This window comes from Tsukamurella spumae, assembly GCF_012396015.1.
Lineage (GTDB): Bacteria > Actinomycetota > Actinomycetes > Mycobacteriales > Mycobacteriaceae > Tsukamurella > Tsukamurella spumae.
Map to the genome: position 1 here is coordinate 248708 of NZ_JAAXOQ010000001.1, position 16025 is coordinate 264732.

Annotated in this window: 18 protein-coding genes and 1 tRNA gene; 11 read left to right on the forward strand and 8 right to left on the reverse strand. The window is 72.1% G+C overall.

What is annotated here, in order from left to right; genetic code table 11:
• Nucleotides 1-9 precede the first annotated feature (9 nt).
• Nucleotides 10-534, forward strand: coding sequence for a gluconokinase (locus HF999_RS01160; RefSeq protein ID WP_312853968.1), 525 nt, complete (start codon nucleotides 10-12; stop codon nucleotides 532-534).
• Nucleotides 535-537: 3 nt separating this feature from the next.
• Here HF999_RS01160 and HF999_RS01165 read toward each other — a convergent pair whose 3' ends face one another.
• Both HF999_RS01165 and HF999_RS01170 read right to left on the reverse strand, forming a co-directional pair.
• On the reverse strand, nucleotides 538-1704 hold the full coding sequence (locus HF999_RS01165; RefSeq protein ID WP_168544101.1) for an NADH:flavin oxidoreductase: 1167 nt from the start codon (nucleotides 1702-1704) through the stop codon (nucleotides 538-540).
• Between the two features lie 47 nt (nucleotides 1705-1751).
• Nucleotides 1752-2756: a DUF4185 domain-containing protein gene (locus HF999_RS01170; RefSeq protein ID WP_168544102.1), complete on the reverse strand. Its 1005-nt coding sequence runs from the start codon at nucleotides 2754-2756 to the stop codon at nucleotides 1752-1754.
• Nucleotides 2757-2883: 127 nt separating this feature from the next.
• On the opposite strand from HF999_RS01170, the gene HF999_RS01175 reads away from it, so the two are divergent.
• Nucleotides 2884-3129, forward strand: a complete 246-nt coding sequence (locus HF999_RS01175) for a hypothetical protein (RefSeq protein ID WP_168544103.1) — start codon at nucleotides 2884-2886, stop codon at nucleotides 3127-3129.
• A 60-nt stretch (nucleotides 3130-3189) separates the two neighbouring features.
• Entirely contained in the window at nucleotides 3190-3804 is a 615-nt protein-coding gene (locus HF999_RS01180; protein ID WP_168544104.1) for a helix-turn-helix transcriptional regulator, read from the forward strand.
• Nucleotides 3805-3853: 49 nt separating this feature from the next.
• Here HF999_RS01180 and HF999_RS01185 read toward each other — a convergent pair.
• Nucleotides 3854-3939, reverse strand: a tRNA-Leu gene (locus tag HF999_RS01185).
• Nucleotides 3940-4045: 106 nt separating this feature from the next.
• Between HF999_RS01185 and HF999_RS01190 the strand changes: the two genes are divergently transcribed.
• Both HF999_RS01190 and HF999_RS01195 read left to right on the forward strand, forming a co-directional pair.
• Nucleotides 4046-5383 carry a M20/M25/M40 family metallo-hydrolase gene (locus HF999_RS01190; protein WP_312853969.1) on the forward strand — a complete coding sequence of 446 codons (1338 nt, stop codon included), beginning with the start codon at nucleotides 4046-4048 and terminating at the stop codon, nucleotides 5381-5383.
• Nucleotides 5384-5419: 36 nt separating this feature from the next.
• Nucleotides 5420-5956, forward strand: a complete 537-nt coding sequence (locus HF999_RS01195; protein ID WP_168544105.1) for a YbhB/YbcL family Raf kinase inhibitor-like protein — start codon at nucleotides 5420-5422, stop codon at nucleotides 5954-5956.
• Nucleotides 5957-6029: 73 nt separating this feature from the next.
• Here HF999_RS01195 and HF999_RS01200 read toward each other — a convergent pair whose 3' ends face one another.
• The 3 genes from HF999_RS01200 to HF999_RS01210 are packed head-to-tail and all read right to left on the reverse strand — an operon-like array spanning nucleotide 6030 to nucleotide 8399.
• A complete protein-coding gene (locus HF999_RS01200) occupies nucleotides 6030-7103 on the reverse strand; it encodes a quinone-dependent dihydroorotate dehydrogenase (RefSeq protein ID WP_168544164.1) in 1074 nt (357 codons plus the stop codon).
• Nucleotides 7104-7129: 26 nt separating this feature from the next.
• Entirely contained in the window at nucleotides 7130-7369 is a 240-nt protein-coding gene (locus HF999_RS01205) for a DUF5703 family protein (protein ID WP_168544106.1), read from the reverse strand.
• A gap of 10 nt (nucleotides 7370-7379) precedes the next feature.
• Nucleotides 7380-8399 (reverse strand): SMP-30/gluconolactonase/LRE family protein, encoded by a 1020-nt coding sequence (locus tag HF999_RS01210; RefSeq protein WP_168544107.1) that lies wholly within the window; start codon nucleotides 8397-8399, stop codon nucleotides 7380-7382.
• Between the two features lie 63 nt (nucleotides 8400-8462).
• On the opposite strand from HF999_RS01210, the gene HF999_RS01215 reads away from it, so the two are divergent.
• On the forward strand, nucleotides 8463-9308 hold the full coding sequence (locus HF999_RS01215; RefSeq protein ID WP_168544165.1) for an undecaprenyl-diphosphate phosphatase: 846 nt from the start codon (nucleotides 8463-8465) through the stop codon (nucleotides 9306-9308).
• On the opposite strand, the gene HF999_RS01220 is transcribed toward HF999_RS01215, so the two are convergent.
• On the reverse strand, nucleotides 9295-10158 hold the full coding sequence (locus HF999_RS01220; RefSeq protein ID WP_168544108.1) for a LysR family transcriptional regulator: 864 nt from the start codon (nucleotides 10156-10158) through the stop codon (nucleotides 9295-9297). The genes HF999_RS01215 and HF999_RS01220 overlap by 14 nt on opposite strands.
• A gap of 55 nt (nucleotides 10159-10213) precedes the next feature.
• On the opposite strand from HF999_RS01220, the gene dapA reads away from it, so the two are divergent.
• Together dapA and HF999_RS01230 are read left to right on the forward strand one after the other, a co-directional pair.
• The gene (gene dapA, locus HF999_RS01225; protein WP_246207015.1) at nucleotides 10214-11125 is read left to right on the forward strand and encodes a 4-hydroxy-tetrahydrodipicolinate synthase; all 912 of its coding nucleotides are present in this window, start codon (nucleotides 10214-10216) and stop codon (nucleotides 11123-11125) included.
• A 66-nt stretch (nucleotides 11126-11191) separates the two neighbouring features.
• Nucleotides 11192-12259, forward strand: a complete 1068-nt coding sequence (locus HF999_RS01230; RefSeq protein WP_168544109.1) for an alpha/beta hydrolase — start codon at nucleotides 11192-11194, stop codon at nucleotides 12257-12259.
• A 21-nt stretch (nucleotides 12260-12280) separates the two neighbouring features.
• Here HF999_RS01230 and HF999_RS01235 read toward each other — a convergent pair whose 3' ends face one another.
• Nucleotides 12281-13888, reverse strand: coding sequence for a DUF4153 domain-containing protein (locus tag HF999_RS01235; protein WP_168544110.1), 1608 nt, complete (start codon nucleotides 13886-13888; stop codon nucleotides 12281-12283).
• 97 nt (nucleotides 13889-13985) lie between these two features.
• On the opposite strand from HF999_RS01235, the gene HF999_RS01240 reads away from it, so the two are divergent.
• The 3 genes from HF999_RS01240 to HF999_RS01250 are packed head-to-tail and all read left to right on the forward strand — an operon-like array spanning nucleotide 13986 to nucleotide 16024.
• Entirely contained in the window at nucleotides 13986-14645 is a 660-nt protein-coding gene (locus HF999_RS01240) for an Rv2135c family putative phosphatase (protein WP_168544111.1), read from the forward strand.
• Entirely contained in the window at nucleotides 14642-15229 is a 588-nt protein-coding gene (locus HF999_RS01245; RefSeq protein ID WP_168544112.1) for an Rv2134c family protein, read from the forward strand. The genes HF999_RS01240 and HF999_RS01245 overlap by 4 nt, the downstream gene beginning before the upstream one ends.
• Nucleotides 15230-16024: an Rv2133c family protein gene (locus tag HF999_RS01250; protein ID WP_312853970.1), complete on the forward strand. Its 795-nt coding sequence runs from the start codon at nucleotides 15230-15232 to the stop codon at nucleotides 16022-16024.
• Nucleotide 16025 lies beyond the last annotated feature (1 nt).

Below are 16025 nucleotides of genomic sequence, written 5' to 3' on the forward strand. Positions count from 1 at the left end.
ACTCGACGGGTGGCCACGATCCAGATCTGTGTGATGGGGGTGTCGGGCTCCGGCAAGTCGACGGTGGGCGCCGAACTGGCGGCCCGCCTGGGCCGGAGCTTCGCCGACGGCGACGACTTCCACACCGACGCCAACCGCGCCAAGATGGCGGCCGGTCAGCCGCTCACCGACGATGACCGGTGGCCGTGGCTGGGAACCATCGGTGCGTACCTGCGCGACGAGATGATCGCCGGCCGGCCCACGGTGGTGGCGTGCTCCGCGCTCAAACGCGCGTACCGCGACCGGATCCGCGCCGCCGGAGCCAGCGTGTACTTCGTCTTCCTCACCGGCAACGAGGGTCTCCTGCAGGAGCGGATGCAGAGCCGTGCCGGCCACTTCATGAAGGCGGGCATGCTCGATTCGCAGCTGAGCATCCTGGAGCCGCTGGACCCCGACGAGTTCGGGGTCACCGTCAACGTGTCGGGCGACGTTCCGCACATCGTCACCGAGGCGCTCGCCGATTTCGCGGCGACCGAGGTGCCCGGCATCGCCTGAGGATCAGCCGCCCTCCCGCACGGGGCAGCGAGTGCGGGTGTAGATCGTGGGCATGCAGAGATTGCAGTGCGTGCAGCGGTCCGGCTCGTCGGGGAGTTCCTGCATGCGCCGGACGAGATCGGGCGTGCGCAGCAGCCCGCGGCCCATCGCGGCGAACTCGAAGCCCTCCGCCATCGCGCGTTCGACGGCGGCCCGCTCGGCGATGCCGCCGAGCAGCACGAGCGGCATCGACAGGGCGGCCCGGAACCGGCGGGCGAGCGAGAGGAGATAGGTCGGGCGGTACGGGTACTCGCGGAGGAAGACGGGGCCGGCCGCCCGGAGCCCGGCCCGGAGGGCGGCGTTCGGGAAGGCCGCCGCGAACTCCCGGCGCGGTGGGGTGCCGTGGAACAGGAACATCGGGTTGAGCAGCGAACTCCCCGCGGTGAGTTCGAGTGCGTCGAGGGTTCCGTCGGCCTCCAACCAGCGCGCCGTGCGAAGCGCGTCGTCCGGGGTCAGGCCGCCGAGCACGCCGTCGGTCATGTTGAGTTTCGCGGTGATCGCGAGCCGGCCGCCGACTGCGCCTCGGACGGCCTCCGCGACCTCGCGGGCGAGGCGGGCGCGGCCCGCGAGATCGCCGCCGTACGCGTCGCGGCGGTGGTTGAGCAACGGGCTGAGAAACGCGCTGATCAGGTAGTTGTGGCCGAAGTGCAGTTCGACCGCGTCGAAACCGGCGTCCTCGGCGAGTCGGGCCGCGTCGGCGTGCGCGCGGACGATCGCGTCGATCCCGGTCGTGTCGGGACGGAGGGTCGGGCGCAGCGCGAGCGGGCTGATCATCCGGCTGGGCGTCACCGGGCGACGGTGCTGCGCGCCGTCGGCGACGGGGCCCGCGTGTCCGAGCTGGGCCGACACCGCCGCGCCCTCGGCGTGCACCGCGTCCGTGAGCCTGCGGAGGCCGGGTACCGCCTCGGGGCGCATCCAGAGTTGCCGGCGCTCGGTGCGGCCCTCCGGAGCGACGGCGCAGTAGGCGACCGTCGTCATGCCGATGCCGCCGCGCGCGAACTCGGTGTGAAACTCGATCAGGTCGTCGGTCACCAGCGCGTCCGGGGTGCGACCCTCGAAGGTCGCGGCCTTGATGATCCGGTTGCGCAGGTCGACGGGGCCGAGCCGCGCCGGCGCGAAGGCGTTCTCCATGACCGGATTAGAACACGTTCTGTTCACGTGCGGGTGGTGATCGCGCGTCAGGGCCGATCCGGGCGGAGCGCCCCGGTGAACATCATCGACTTGTAGGGGTGGCCGACGGCGGTGTTCCACTGCGAGACGACGAGGCGCGCGGAACGCAGAGTCGACCCCGGGACCAGGTATCCGCCGTAGAGCTGCGCGACGCGGCCCGCGGCGTGGTCCTCGTCCTGCCACGAGCTGCCGTGCAGCAGGGTGACCGGATCGGACCAGACGCCGTCGATCCGCTCCGCGAACCGCGCCGCGATCCGGTAGCCGGCGGCGTCGAAGTAGGTCAGCACCCAGGTGCCCTCGACCAGCGACAGGGACAGCTCCCCGTACCCCCGCCCCAGATCCAGATCGGAGGGCGGGTTGCCCCACGCCCATCCCGTCTCGGGGCGCCAGCCCCAGGGCTCCCATTCGACGTCGATGCCGTCGCGCAGTGTTCCCAGCGTCTCGGTGCGCATCCGGTGCAGCCGCAGGCCCTTGTCCCGGCTGAGGCCGCCGGTGGACACGGTGTAGGTGTAGCCGTCGGGTGCGGGGCACATCGCCCACATGCACCAGCAGCCGTCCGCGTGCCCGGCGTTGTACTGCGCCACCTCCCGCCAGGTGGTGGCACCGTCGTCGCTGCGGTACAGGCCCGTCCGGACGACCGTGTCCAGGCTCTGCATCCGCATCGTGTGCAGGTACAGCGCACCGTCGACCTCGATGCAGCTGGTCGGCAGGATGGTGGTGAACCGGCCCGTGTCGTGGCTGTAGTCGAGCAGTTGTCGGGCCCGACGGGGATCGGGTCCCGCGGGGCGCCGGAGGACGCCGCCGCGGTCGCCGAACAGGCCGACGGGGGAGCGCCAGTCGCCGGCGCCGATGCTCAAGCCCTCGAACGTGTCGCCGAAGACGTAGAGCACCTCGTCGCCCACCCGGCAGGCGATTCCGAGGTCGGTGCCACCGACCCCGAATCGCGAGGCGGGCGTGATGTCGCGCAGCTTGCGGAACGGGACGGGCTCGATCGACTGGGGCACGTCCGCCACCCTGCCAGACGGTGCGCCCGCGCGCGGGACCCGCGGGCAGGGGACAAGATCCGATGAACTGTTCCGACTGCTCCGGATCGCGCGGGATTCCGTGGCGCGCGTGCGGAATCCGGCGCACCATGGAGGCATGGAAACTTTTACAGGACGTGAGCTGTACGAGGCATTCCACGCGGACTACGACGCCGTCACCGAGCGGGACGCGCGGATCTACGACGCGGAGGGGCGGCTGCTCGCGCGGGGCAAGTTGGCGGCGTTGCGGCTGGACGAGTCCCGGGGTGGGGAGCAGATCGAGTACAGCTTCTCGTCGCTGCACGGCGACGTGCCCTGGGATCCGAGCCACAGGATCGAGCTCGCGCCGCAGGTGGTGCGGTAGTCGAACCGGGCGTAGGTTAATACAAGATGGCCTTGTATTAATCGGAAGGATCGCCCGCCCATGCCCGAGAAGATCCTGCGCGAGAAGATCCTGCGTCATGTGCGCGCCACGCGCGAGGCGCACACCGTCGCGGGGATCGCGGGAACGACGGGCATCCCCAGTTCGACGGTGCGCTTCCACCTGCACGCCCTCGCGGAGGACGGGCTCGTGGAGGCGACACCGGCACCGTCGGACGGCCCGGGCAGGCCCAGCATGCTCTACCGCGCCCGCCCCGCGATGGACCCCTCGGGGCCGCGCGAGTTCGCGCTCCTGGCGCGCCTGCTCGTGGACGTGCTGGGGTCCGTGCCCGATGCGACCGAGCGCGCCCGGCGGTCGGGACGCGCATGGGGGGCCGAGCGTGCACGCTCCGGCACGGACCCGGTCGAGGATCTCGTCGGGCTGCTCGACGCGGCGGGCTTCGCGCCGGAGCGGCACGCCGCGGGGATCCGCCTGAACCGCTGCCCGTTCCTCGAGGTCGCGCGGCGGCGCCCGGGCGTGACCTGCGCCGTGCACCGCGGGATGATCGAGGGAGTGCTGGGTGCGCACGATGCGGGCGTGGAACTGGTGGACCTCGAGGCGTTCCTCTCCGGTGACCACTGCCTCGCGACGATCAGCTCGTCACCGCCTCGCGGATGACTGGCGCTGAAACGCGAGAACCCCGGCCGGAGCCGGGGTTCTCGTTCTGTGCGCGGAGGGGGACTTGAACCCCCACGTCCATTAGTAGGACACTAGCACCTCAAGCTAGCGCGTCTGCCATTCCGCCACCCGCGCTGGGAAGCTCGTTAACCGTAATCCACGCCGCCCCGGGAATCCAAATCGCCATGTCGTGCCGCCCGTGACAGCGACCGTCGACGCGCCGGCGTGTTAAATACAGGGCGTGGCTACCACTGATGTGAACGCGCTCGACGAGGTCGTCGAGACCGTCAGCTCCCTGATCCGTTTCGACACCTCCAACACGGGCGAGATCGAGACCACCCGGGGCGAGGAGGAGTGCGCCAAGTGGGTCCAGGCGCGCCTGGAGGAGGTCGGCTACGAGACGGAGTACGTCGAGTCCGGTCAGCCCGGCCGCGGCAATGTGTTCGCCACCCTCAAGGGCGCGAACCCCAAGCGCGGGACGCTGCTCGTGCACGGTCACCTGGACGTGGTGCCGGCTGAGCCCTCCGACTGGAGCGTGCACCCGTTCTCCGGCGCCGTCGAGGACGGCTACGTCTGGGGGCGCGGCGCGGTCGACATGAAGGACATGTGCGGCATCATGCTCGCGCTGGCCCGGCAGCTGAAGTCCACCGGTACGGTGCCGCCGCGCGACATCACCTTCGCCTTCCTCGCCGACGAGGAGGCCGGCGGCACCTGGGGCTCGCAGTGGCTGGTGCAGCACCGTCCGGACCTGTTCGCCGGCGTCACCGAGGCCGTGGGCGAGGTCGGCGGCTTCTCGCTGACGGTCGACACCCCGTCGGGCGGCAAGAAGCGCCTGTACCTGGTGGAGTCCGCCGAGAAGAGTCTGGGCTGGATGCGGCTCACGGCCAAGGCGCGCGCGGGGCACGGCTCCTTCGTGCACGAGGAGAACGCCGTGACGCTGCTCTCCGAGGCCGTAGCACGCCTGGGCCGGCACAGGTTCCCGCTGGTGCTCACCGACTCGGTGATCGCCTTCCTGCGCGCCCTGGACCGCGAGTCGACCATCGACATCGACCTCGACGGGCCCGACCTCGAGGGTCAGCTCGCCAAGATCGGCGGGCTGGCCCGCATCGTCGGGGCCACGCTGCGCGACACCGCGAACCCGACGATGCTCAGCGCAGGGTACAAGGCGAATGTCATCCCGCAGATCGCCGAGGCCGTGATCGACTGCCGCGTGCTCCCGGGCCGCCAGGCCGCGTTCGAGCGCGAGCTCGACGAGATCCTCGGCCCCGACATCGAGCGGGAGTGGATCACCAAGCTCGACTCGTACGAGACGCAGTTCGACGGCGACCTGGTCGACGCCATGAACGACGCGATCCTCGCCTTCGATCCCGACGGCCGGACCGTGCCCTACATGCTGTCGGGCGGCACCGACGCCAAGGCCTTCGCGAAGCTCGGCATCCGCTGCTTCGGCTTCGCGCCGCTGCAACTGCCCGAGGACCTCGACTTCGCGGCCCTGTTCCACGGCGTGGACGAGCGTGTGCCCGTCGAGGCGCTGTTGTTCGGCACCAAGGTGTTCGAGCACTTCCTGATGAACTCATAGCGCGTGAAATCACGAGAACGAGAGGATGTTCCACTCATGACCGCACCGTTCGATCCGTACGCCGGCCTGCCCGCCCTGCCGAAGCTCACCGTCACCTCCGAGACCTTCGCCGACGGTGCCGAGCTGCCCGTCGCGCAGCGCAGCGGGATCATGGGCGCGGGCGGCCAGGACCTCTCGCCCCAGCTGTCGTGGTCGGGTGCGCCCGCGGGCACCAAGTCCTACGCCGTCACCTGTTACGACCCGGACGCGCCCACGGCCTCCGGGTTCTGGCACTGGGCCGTCGCGAACATCCCCGCATCCGTCACCTCCCTCGCCGCCGGCGCGGGCGACGGTGCGCCGGGCTCGCTTCCGCAGGGCGCGCTCACGCTGAACAACGACGCGAGCCTGCCGCAATACGTGGGCGCGGCGCCGCCCGCCGGCCACGGCCCGCACCGGTACATCTTCGTGGTGCACGCCCTGGGGGTGGAGAAGCTGGACCTGCCCGCGACCGCGACGCCGGCGTACCTGGGCTTCAACCTGTTCGGCGCCGCCATCGCGCGTGGTTCGATCAGCGCGACCTACGCCCAGCTGTAGCCCGACGAATTAGGCCGCGCCCCGGGATCCGGGGCGCGGCCTTGCTCGTGTTCGTGCGGAGCCGGGGGAGCGGTCAGCGATCGACGCCCACGGCGTCGGAGATCGACGCGAAGCCGTCGGCCCGCAGGCGCGCGGCGAGCTGCTTGTGCATCGAGCCCGTCCACAGGGGGCCGCCGTAGATGAACTGCGTGTAGGCCTGCACCAGCGAGGCGCCGGCGCGGATCCGCTCGTACACGTCGTCGACGGTCTCGATCCCGCCCACGGAGACGAGCACCAGATCGTCGCCGACCCGGGCGGCGAGCCGACGCAGCACCTCCAGCGAGCGCGCCTTGACGGGCCGGCCGGACAGGCCGCCCGCGCCGATGGCTTCCACCTCGGCCGCCGGGGTGGCGAGCCCCGCGCGGCTGATGGTCGTGTTGGTCGCCACGATCCCGGCCAGGCCCAGCTCGACGGCCAGGTCGGCGACCGCGTCCACGTCCTCGTCGGCGAGGTCGGGGGCGATCTTCACCAGGACGGGCACCGTGACGGTGTCGAGGACGGCCTGCAGCACAGGGCGCAGCGACTCGGTGGCCTGCAGATCACGCAGGCCGGGAGTGTTCGGCGAGGAGACATTGACCACGATGAAGTCGGCGAGCGGGCCGAGCAGCATGGCGCTGATCCGGTAGTCGTCGGCGGCGGCCTCGAGCGGCGTGACCTTGGTCTTGCCGATGTTCGCGCCGATCGGGACCGCGGTCGGTCCCGCGTCGCGCTTGCGCAGCTCGTTCGCCGCGGCGCCGGAGCCGTAGTTGTTGAAACCCATCCGGTTGATCAACGCGTGGTCGGCGGGGAGCCGGAACAGGCGCGGCGTGGGGTTGCCGGGCTGCGGATGCGCGGTGACGGTGCCGATCTCGGCGAAGCCGAAGCCCAGGGCGCCCCAACCGTTGACGGCGCGCGCGTTCTTGTCGAAGCCGGCGGCCAGGCCGATGGGGGCGGGGAAGTGGACGCCGAACACCGTCTGTTCGAGGATCGGATCGCGGCGGGACAGGCCCCGGCGGATCGCGGACCGGACGGGCGGCAGGGCGGTGGTCCCGCGGATGAGGCCGAACACCAGGTGATGGATGCGCTCCGGCGAGACCAGGAACATCACTCGCAGGAGCGAGCGGTACACCACCTGGGACAACTCTGACATGGCGTTCACAACCCCTTCGTGGCGTCCGGCGGCAGCATGCCGGACGTTTTCGTGCGTTTGCGGCGCAGCAGCACCCGCCGCGATCCGTCGGTGTAGAGCCGTACGCGGGACAGCTCCCATCCGCCGAACTCCGCTTCGATGGCGAGCCGCATCGCCGCGGTCACCCGGGAGACCTCCCGCGGCAAGCGCAACGGCAGGAAATCGTACTCGTCCTCGTCGGGGGTGCTCCGGGTGCCGGTGGTCAATGTCCGATCCCTATCGTGTCGCGATCGCCTGGATGCCGCCGCCGGTGGCCGACTGCACGTACAGCGTCCCGGTCTTCGCGTCGACGGCGATCGCGTTGGGCTGGCGCACCGTCGGGAACAGCTTGCGCTGTTCGGGCATGCCGGAGCCCAGCGCGTACCCGACCACCTGGTTCGTCGCGGTGCGGGTGACCCACATCAGCTTGTCGGTCGCGTCGTAGTCGACGGCCCACGGCGATCCCGTCTCCGGGTACAGGAAGCGCTCCATCAGCGGTGCCGCGGAGTAGCCGATGATCTGGTTCTTCCCCGTGTCGACGGCGAACACCCGCCCGTTCGGGTCGATCGCCGCGTTGGTGACGCCGCGGCCCACGCGCAGGCCCTTGCCGATCTTCCCGCCCGGTACGTCGACGGTGGTGATCGACGACTGCAGCCGGTCCACGACCACCACGTCGGAGCCGTGGACGAGGATCCTGCTCGCCTCGACGGGGCCGGTGATGGTCTTCGGGCCCGACGGTGCCCCCAGTGCCACGATCTCGCCGTTCTTCGTGCCCGCGAGCACGGTGACGTCGTCGCGGGAGTACGGGGCGACGGTCAGCACGTCCGCGTCGACGTCGAAGGTCTTGCGTCCGACCGTCACCGAGCCGTCGGCGCCGGTATCCCGCGGTAGCACCACGGCCTGCTTTCCGGCCGCGATGAGGAAGCCGCCGTCGCGATTGGGAACCACCTGGCTCGGGCGCGCGGACAGCGTCGACCGGGCGACCTCCTTGAGGCCACCGTCGACGCTGTAGACGATCACCTCGTTCCCGACGATCGCCGCGAGCCGCCGACCGGCGGGATCGAACGCCAGGCCCTCGCCGGCGCCGGCCGGGGTCACGGTGCCGGCGGGCGGCACCGTCGGCTCCGGCGCGACGGCGGCCTGCGCCGGGACGATGGTCGGCCGGCTCTCCCGCGAGGGGGTCGTCGAGCACCCGGTCAGGGCGACCGCGGCGACGACGGTGAGAGCGGCGATTCGGGACGCGAATGTGCGGGTCATGATTCCTCGAAGCTACCGCGCCCGGCCGATCACCGGTCCGCCCGGTAGCCTGCCCCGGTGGACATGACGTGGTTGCAGGCGATCGTGCTCGGTGTGGTGCAGGGGTTGACGGAGTTCCTCCCCGTCTCGTCCTCGGGGCACCTGCGGATCGTGTCGGGGATCTGGTTCGGCGACGACGCGGGCGCGTCGTTCACCGCGGTCACGCAGCTCGGCACCGAGCTGGCGGTGCTGATCTACTTCGCCCGGGACATCTACCGGATCGTCGTGGCCTGGTTCCGCGGCCTGTTCGACAGGGCCGAGCGCGGCGTCGACTACCGGATCGGCTGGTACGTGATCATCGGCACGATCCCGATCGGCGTGCTGGGCTATCTGCTCAAGGACGAGATCCGCACCGCGGCGCGCAACCTGTACCTGGTCGCGACCATGCTCATCGTGTTCTCGGTGGTCATCTTCGCGGCGGAGTGGGTGAGCTCGAAGTACTTCGCGAACCGGCAGCGGCCGCTCGAGCAGGTCACCGCCCGCGACGGCATCATCATGGGCCTCGCGCAGTGCCTGGCGCTGATCCCGGGCGTCTCCCGCTCCGGTGCCACGTCGAGCGCGGGCCTGTTCTTGGGGCTCAAGCGCGAGGCGGCCGTGCGGCTGTCCTTCCTGCTGGCGATCCCGGCGGTGACGGCGTCCGGGCTGTTCAGCCTGCCCGATGCGTTCGAGAAGGGCGGTCCGGGCCTGCACGCCTCGGGGCCGCAGCTGCTGGTCGCGACGGTGATCGCGTTCGTCGTCGGCTACGCCGCGATCGCCTGGCTGCTGACCTTCGTCGCCAAGCACTCGCTGAACTGGTTCGTCGGCTACCGCGTCCTCGTGGGCGTGCTCGTGCTCGGCCTGCTGTGGGGCGGCGTGATCAGCGCGACCTGAGCGCCCGCCGCGCGGCCCCGATGAGCGGGTCGCGGGCCGCGCCACGCCGGTAGGCGAGCGCGGTGTGCCGGACCACCTCGAGGGGTGCGAGCAGCACCTCCGCGGGGACGTCGACGGCGGCGAGATCGGGGATCACGGCCACCCCCTGGCCGGCGGCGACGAGCGCGAGGACTGCCGGGAAGTCGTCGGTCCGGTGCCGCACGCGCGGCGTGAATCCGGCGTTCTCGCAGGTCCGAACGGTGGCCTCGTCGCACATCGTGCCGACGGTGCCGGAGATCCAGCGCTCCTCGGCGCACTCGGCCAGCGTGCGCGGACGGTCGCGGTGGACGGCCAGGTGGACGGCCTCGTCGAACAGCGGCTCGGTGTCGAGCGACGGGTCGGTGCGCGCGGGCAGGCAGTCGTAGTGCTGCAGGAGCGCGACGTCGAGCCGTCGCGATCGGAGCTCCTCCGGGGCGGTCGCCGGGTCGATCTCCGTCACGCGCACGCGCAGCCGTGGATGGTCGCGGGACAGGCGCAGGAGCGCCGGGGTGACGACGGTGCGCATCGCCGACCCGAAGGCCCCGATCCGCAGCTCCCCGGTGACCTCCGTGCTCAGGGCGTCCAGATCGGCGCGGGCCCGCTCGAGCCGCTCGAGGATCGCGTCGGCGTGCCCGACGAGCACCCGGCCCGCCTCGGTCAACCGGACGCTGCGCCCGGTGCGTTCCAGCAGCGGCCGGCCCGCCTCGCGCTCCAGGGTCGCGAGCTGCTGGGACACCGCAGACGGCGTGTAGTCGAGGGCCTGCGCCACCGCGACGATGGTGCCGCGCTCGGCGAGCTCGCGGAGCAGGCGGAGGCGATGGACGTCGAGCATCAGTTGAGCTTACGCTCGACATCGGATTATCGCGCTGGACCTTGTGCTCACGACGATGGAACCTGGGACCATGCAGCTCACCGGCCTCCACGTCCCCCTCGTCACGCCCTTCGCCGCGGACGGCACCGTCGACCTCGTCTCGCTCGAGCGCCTCGCGCACGACACCCTCGCCGACGGGGCCGACGGCCTCCTGGCGCTCGGCACCACCGGCGAGCCCGCGACGCTCACCGCCCCGGAGCGGGCCGCGGTCGTCGACCTCGTCGGCGGGGTCTGCGCCGAGCACCGCGCCGTGTTCACCCTCGGCGTGGGGACCAATGCCACGGAGGGCACCGTCGACCTGCTGCGGGATTTCGACCGGCGCGCCGACCTCGCGCTGGTCGTGGTGCCCTACTACACGCGACCGTCCGAGGCCGGCGTCGTCGAGCACTACCGGCGGATCGCGGGGGAGAGCCCCGTGCCCGTCGTCGTCTACGACGTCCCGCAGCGCACGGGCCGATCACTCTCGCTGGAGACCCTGCTGCGGCTCGCGGAGATCGACGGGGTGGCCGGGTTCAAGCACGCCGTCGGCGGCGTCACGGAGACGACGGTGCGCCTGCTCGCCGAGATCGGAACGGGGCTGCCCGCCGGCGTGTCGGTACTGGCCGGGGACGATCCGTTCGTCGGCGCGATCCTCGCGCTGGGCGGGCACGGCGCGATCTCGGCCAGCGCGAACGTCGCGGCGGGGGAGTTCGCCGCACTGGTCGCGGCGTGGCGGGAGGGCCGGGTCGAGGAGGCCCGCGTCCTCGGCGGCGCGCTCGCCGGCCTCGCGACAGCGCTGTTCGCCGAGCCGAACCCCACCGTCATCAAGGGCGTCCTCGCCGCGCAGGGCCGCATCGCCACGGCCGCCGTGCGCCTGCCGCTGCTGCCCGCGTCCGGCGGTGCCGTCGCCGCCGCGGCCGCCCTCGCCCGGGCCACGGTGACCGCGTAGCCGGCCCGCTCGACCGCTGTGCCTTCTACGCTGAGAACCATCAGAGGCCCGTCGGGGGAGGTAACGATGATCGGTGCTCGAGGCGCGGCGATCGCGGCGGCGACGGTCCTGACCCTCGTCGCGGGCTGCTCGTCGACCAGCGCTCCGGCCACGTCGCCGAGCAGCTCCGCGGCGGCGCAGGCCTGGGTCGACGATGAGGTCTCGTTCGACAGCGGCGGCGTGAGCATCCACGGCACGCTCCACCGCCCGGCGTCCGGGGCGCGGGTACCGGCCGCGCTCCTCATCGCCGGCAGCGGCCCGACCGACCGTGACGGCAACTCCCGGTTGCTTCCGGGCGCCGTGAACACCCTGAAGTCGGTTGCGGACACGCTCTCCTCCGCCGGGGTGGCCAGCCTGCGGTACGACAAACTCGGCTCCGGGAAGACGGGGATCGGGAAGTACGCCGCGGATCCGGCGGCGATCGACGCCGAGGTGTTCGCCACCGAGGCGCACGACGCGCTCGCCTTCCTCGCGTCCCGGCCGTCCGTCGACCGGGACCGCCTGTCGGTGTACGGGCACAGCGAGGGCGCGTTGTTCGCGCTCCGGCTCGCCGCCTCGACCACGGGACCGTCCGTGCGGGCGCTGGGGATGCTGGAACCGCTGAGCGTGCGCTACCTCGACCTGCTCTCCCGCCAGATCACCGACCAGGTGACCACGGCGCAGAAGGCGGGGCAGGTCACGCAGGCCGACGGTGACGCGCTCCTCGCCGCCCTGGCCACGACGATCGCGCAGGTCCGCGCCGACGGGACGGTGCCCGCCGATCTCCCGGCGGCCTTGAGGTCCACGTTCAACCCGAGCACCGCCCGGTTCCTCCAGCAGCTGGACCGCATCGACCCGCCGGCCCTCGCGCGCACCCTGCCCGCCCGGTATCCCGTGCTGCTGACCTGCAGCGACGCGGACGTCCAGGTCAGCTGCGCCGACGTCGACCACCTGGCCACGGGACTGACCGCGGCCGACCTCACGTACGTCCGCCTCACCGGCGTCTCGCACGTGCTCAAGCAGGACCCGAGCCGCGCACCGTCGAACTACGGGGCCGACCTGCCCTTCTCCCCGCAAGCCGGCGCCGCGATCACGGAGTTCGCCCGCACGCACTGACGGCGGCGACGGGCGGGTCGATCAGCGGGTCTGCCCGTCCCGGTTCGGGTTGCACTCCTGCTGGTAGAGCCTGCTGTCCAGGCCGACGCCGCGGGCCCGGTCGCGCCCGATGTTCCACTCGATCCAGGACGCGGCGCGCGGGCCCTGCCGGACCGAGCACTGGGCGACATCGAGCGGGAGCCGCGCGATCGCGGCGCGGGCGTCGGGGCCGAGGGTGGCGAGGTACGCGGTATCGACCTTGCCGGTGTCCTCGTACCGCTGGACATTGTGCTCGGCGATCCAGGCCTCGGGGTTCATCCAGCCGAGCCCGATCACGACGAGCGCCGCCGACGCCAGCGCCGCCCGCGGCAGCCACCCGACGCGCCGCAGGGCCACGCACGCCATCGTGAGCAGCAGGAGCAGCCCCATCCACAGCTCGAAGGCGTCGACGACGAGCCGCAGCGTCGTGAAGCCGTAGGCCTGCTGGTAGACGTGCATCCGGTAGAGCGCCGACACGACGACGACCAGGGCGAGCGCGCACAACGCGCCGAGGGCGCCCGCGAGCCGGGCCAGGTCGGACCGCGTCTCCCGCGGCGCGGCCCACCAGACGAGCGCGACGGTGAGGAGCGCCAGCAGGGTTGCGACGGTGAGCTGGCCGAAGCCCTTGTGCACGGACTCGGCGTAGGTGACGCCCGCGGTGCGCTGCACGTAGTCGTGCCCCGCCCACATCGTGGTGGCTTGCGCGGCGACGAAGCCGGCGAACATCGCGATCACCACGCCCAGTGGGGCGAGCCACTCGAACCGCCGGAGCGTCCGCGACGGCCCGGTGGGGATGCCGGGCGCGTGCACCGGGCGCGGCGGGTTGATCGCGGTGTACAGCGTGCCCAGCGCCAACGCGCCGATCGCGGCCGCGACCAGCACCCGGAGGACGACGGAGCCGCCGTCGAACGAGGGCATCAGGGCGCTGACCCACGACCCGAACACCGCGTCGCCGGTGGCGAACAGCGCCCCGAACACGAGCAGCGCGACCAGGCACAGCGCCGCGGTCCGCACGACCGGCCACCCGACGGGCAGGGACCGCACGGTCCCGGCGGTCCGTCGCGCCCACGGGGCCGCGCGCACCAGCGACAGCGGCCACATGACCGCAGCCGTGAGGAGGTCGAGGACCGTTCTTCCCGCGGAGAGCGCCGAGAAGGCCAGCGGCACGAGCACGAGCAGCATCAGGGCGGTCAGCCAGCCGGCGGCGCGGAGCACCATGAGCGAGACCAGCGCCGCGCCGAGCACGGCGACCAGCCAGGTGTACGGCGACGCCCGATGCCGCGAGATCCCGAGCGGTACCAGCAGCAGCGCGGCCACCACGATGAGGCCCGCCAGCGACACCGCGTAGTGGTAGGGCAGGATCACCGCGGCCACGACCCCGATCGCCGCTGCCGCGACCAGCAGCGCGGGCCTCGGCGCGAGGTCCTTCTCCGGCCAGAATCCGCCGAACATGAAGTCGGTGCCGGACAGCGGCGCGACGGGCGGTCCGTACAGCCGGGGCGGTTCCCCGGGCCGGAGCGGCGGGATCGGTGCCTGCACCGGCCGATCGACGGGCGTGCGCGACGGTGACCAGGGCCCGGTCGGGCCCGTCGGGGACGGGGGAAGTGCCATCGCTCCTCCTTCGATGATGCGCATCGCACGGTATGCACGACGGTGCGCGGAACACTTTCAAATAGCGTACGTGGCGGCCGCGCATAGACTCGGGAGCATGACCGTGATCCTCCTTCGCCACGGCCGCTCGACCGCGAACACCTCCGGTGTCCTCGCGGGGCGCGGCGAGGGCGTGGCGCTGGACGAGAAGGGCCGCCTCCAGGCCGCCGATCTCGTCGGCCGCCTCGCCGATGTCGACATCGTCGCCGCCGTCCGCTCGCCGCTCCTGCGCTGCGAGCAGACCCTCGCCCCGGTCGCGGCCGCGCACGGCATCACCCCGGAGGTGGACGAGCGGCTCATCGAGGTCGACTACGGCGCCTGGACGGGCCGCGCCATCAAGGACCTGCTGCAGGAGCCCCTGTGGCGCACGGTCCAGGAACAGCCCTCGGCCGCCGTCTTCCCCGGGGGCGAGGGCCTCGCCGACGTGCAGGCGCGTGCCGTCGCGGCGGTGCGCGAGGCGGACCGTCGGTACACCGAGCAGTACGGGGCGGGCGCCGTGTGGGTGGCGTGCAGCCACGGGGATGTCATCAAGGCGGTCGTCGCCGACGCATTGGGCACGCACCTCGACCAGTTCCAGCGCATCTTCGTCGCACCGGCCTCGGTGTCGATCGTGACCTACGGCCCGAACCGCCCGCTGGTGCAGTGCGTCAACTCGTCCGGTAGCGTCGCGCTGCCGAAACGTCCAGCTGAGGAGGCAACCGTGGGAGGCGAGGCATGAGTCGCTCCGTCCACGTTTTCCGGACGCCCGACCGGTTCGTCGCGGGCACCGTCGGGCAGCCCGGCGACCGCGCGTTCTACCTGCAGGCCGTGCACGACTCGCGGATCGTCTCCGTGCTGCTGGAGAAGCAGCAGGTCGAGGTTCTCGCCGAACGGATCGCCGCGCTGCTCGACGAGGTCTCGCGGCGTTTCGGCATGGAGATGCCGCCGGCGGGCACTCCCGTCACGGACCTGCAGCCGCTCGTGATGCCCGTCGATCCGGAGTTCCGGGTCGGCACGATGGGCCTGGGCTGGGACTCCGAGGAGCGCGCGGTCGTGATCGAGCTGTTGGCGATCACCGAGCAGGAGCTCGACGAGTCCGTGGTGCTCGCGGACGACGCCGAGGAGGGACCGGACGCGGTCCGGGTGTTCCTCACCCCCGTCGCCGCGCGGGAGTTCGCGAACCGGTCGGAGAAGGTGCTCGGGGCGGGCCGTCCGGCGTGCCCGCTGTGCGGTGAGCCGCTGGACGCCGACGGCCACATGTGCGTGCGCCTCAACGGTTACCGGCGCGGTGCGGCGTTCGGCACCGACGACGAGGACCGGTAGGTGGATCGCACGGTGGACCTCGAGACCGCCGATCTGACGATTCTGGGACGCATCACCAGCGCCTCCAACGCGACCCTGCTGTGCGAGCTCGGTGACACGGGCGAACGGGCGGTGTACAAGCCCGTCCGCGGCGAGGTGCCGCTGTGGGACTTCCCCGACGGCACGCTGGCCGGCCGCGAGGTCGCCTCGTACCGGGTCTCCGAGGCCCTGGGCTGGGGCCTCATCCCCGAGACCGTCCTGCGCGACGGTCCGCTCGGGGTGGGCATGGTGCAGCGCTGGGTCGACGAGCCCGACGCCGAGGCCGACGGACCGGAGGGGCCGGACCTCGTCGACCTGTTCCCGCTGGAGGGCGTGCCCGAGGGCTACCTGAAGGTGTTCACGGGCTACGTCGAGGACGCGGACGCGCCCGACGGCATCGCGGAGGTCGCGCTGGCCCACGCCGACGATCCGCGCCTGCGCCGGCTCGCCGTTCTGGACGTGATCATCAACAACGCCGACCGCAAGGGCGGCCACATCCTGCTCGGCCCGGACGGTCGCGTGCAGGGCGTCGACCACGGCATCTGCCTGCACACCGCTCCCAAACTGCGCACGGTCCTGTGGGGCTGGGCGGGGCGTCTCGTGCCCGACGAGCTGCTGGGCGATCTGGAGGCGCTGCGCGCCGCGCCGCCGGACCTCGCGGGCCTGATCACGGCGGAGGAGCAGGCGGCCCTCGTCGAGCGCGCGGCCGAGCTGATCGACCTCGGCGTCATGCCCCTGCCGACGCCCAGCCGACCCATTCCGTGGCCCCCTTTCTGAT

Excerpts from the sequence above, each read along its gene's own strand:
- HF999_RS01165 (WP_168544101.1), bottom strand. The coding sequence starts at position 1,704 with ATGGAGAACGCCTTCGCGCCGGCGCGGCTCGGCCCCGTCGACCTGCGC.
- HF999_RS01175 (WP_168544103.1), top strand. The coding sequence starts at position 2,884 with ATGGAAACTTTTACAGGACGTGAGCTGTACGAGGCATTCCACGCGGAC.
- HF999_RS01180 (WP_168544104.1), top strand. The coding sequence starts at position 3,190 with ATGCCCGAGAAGATCCTGCGCGAGAAGATCCTGCGTCATGTGCGCGCC.
- HF999_RS01195 (WP_168544105.1), top strand. The coding sequence starts at position 5,420 with ATGACCGCACCGTTCGATCCGTACGCCGGCCTGCCCGCCCTGCCGAAG.
- HF999_RS01210 (WP_168544107.1), bottom strand. The coding sequence starts at position 8,399 with ATGACCCGCACATTCGCGTCCCGAATCGCCGCTCTCACCGTCGTCGCC.
- HF999_RS01215 (WP_168544165.1), top strand. The coding sequence starts at position 8,463 with ATGACGTGGTTGCAGGCGATCGTGCTCGGTGTGGTGCAGGGGTTGACG.
- HF999_RS01220 (WP_168544108.1), bottom strand. The coding sequence starts at position 10,158 with ATGCTCGACGTCCATCGCCTCCGCCTGCTCCGCGAGCTCGCCGAGCGC.
- dapA (WP_246207015.1), top strand. The coding sequence starts at position 10,214 with ATGGAACCTGGGACCATGCAGCTCACCGGCCTCCACGTCCCCCTCGTC.
- HF999_RS01230 (WP_168544109.1), top strand. The coding sequence starts at position 11,192 with ATGATCGGTGCTCGAGGCGCGGCGATCGCGGCGGCGACGGTCCTGACC.
- HF999_RS01235 (WP_168544110.1), bottom strand. The coding sequence starts at position 13,888 with ATGGCACTTCCCCCGTCCCCGACGGGCCCGACCGGGCCCTGGTCACCG.
- HF999_RS01240 (WP_168544111.1), top strand. The coding sequence starts at position 13,986 with ATGACCGTGATCCTCCTTCGCCACGGCCGCTCGACCGCGAACACCTCC.
- HF999_RS01245 (WP_168544112.1), top strand. The coding sequence starts at position 14,642 with ATGAGTCGCTCCGTCCACGTTTTCCGGACGCCCGACCGGTTCGTCGCG.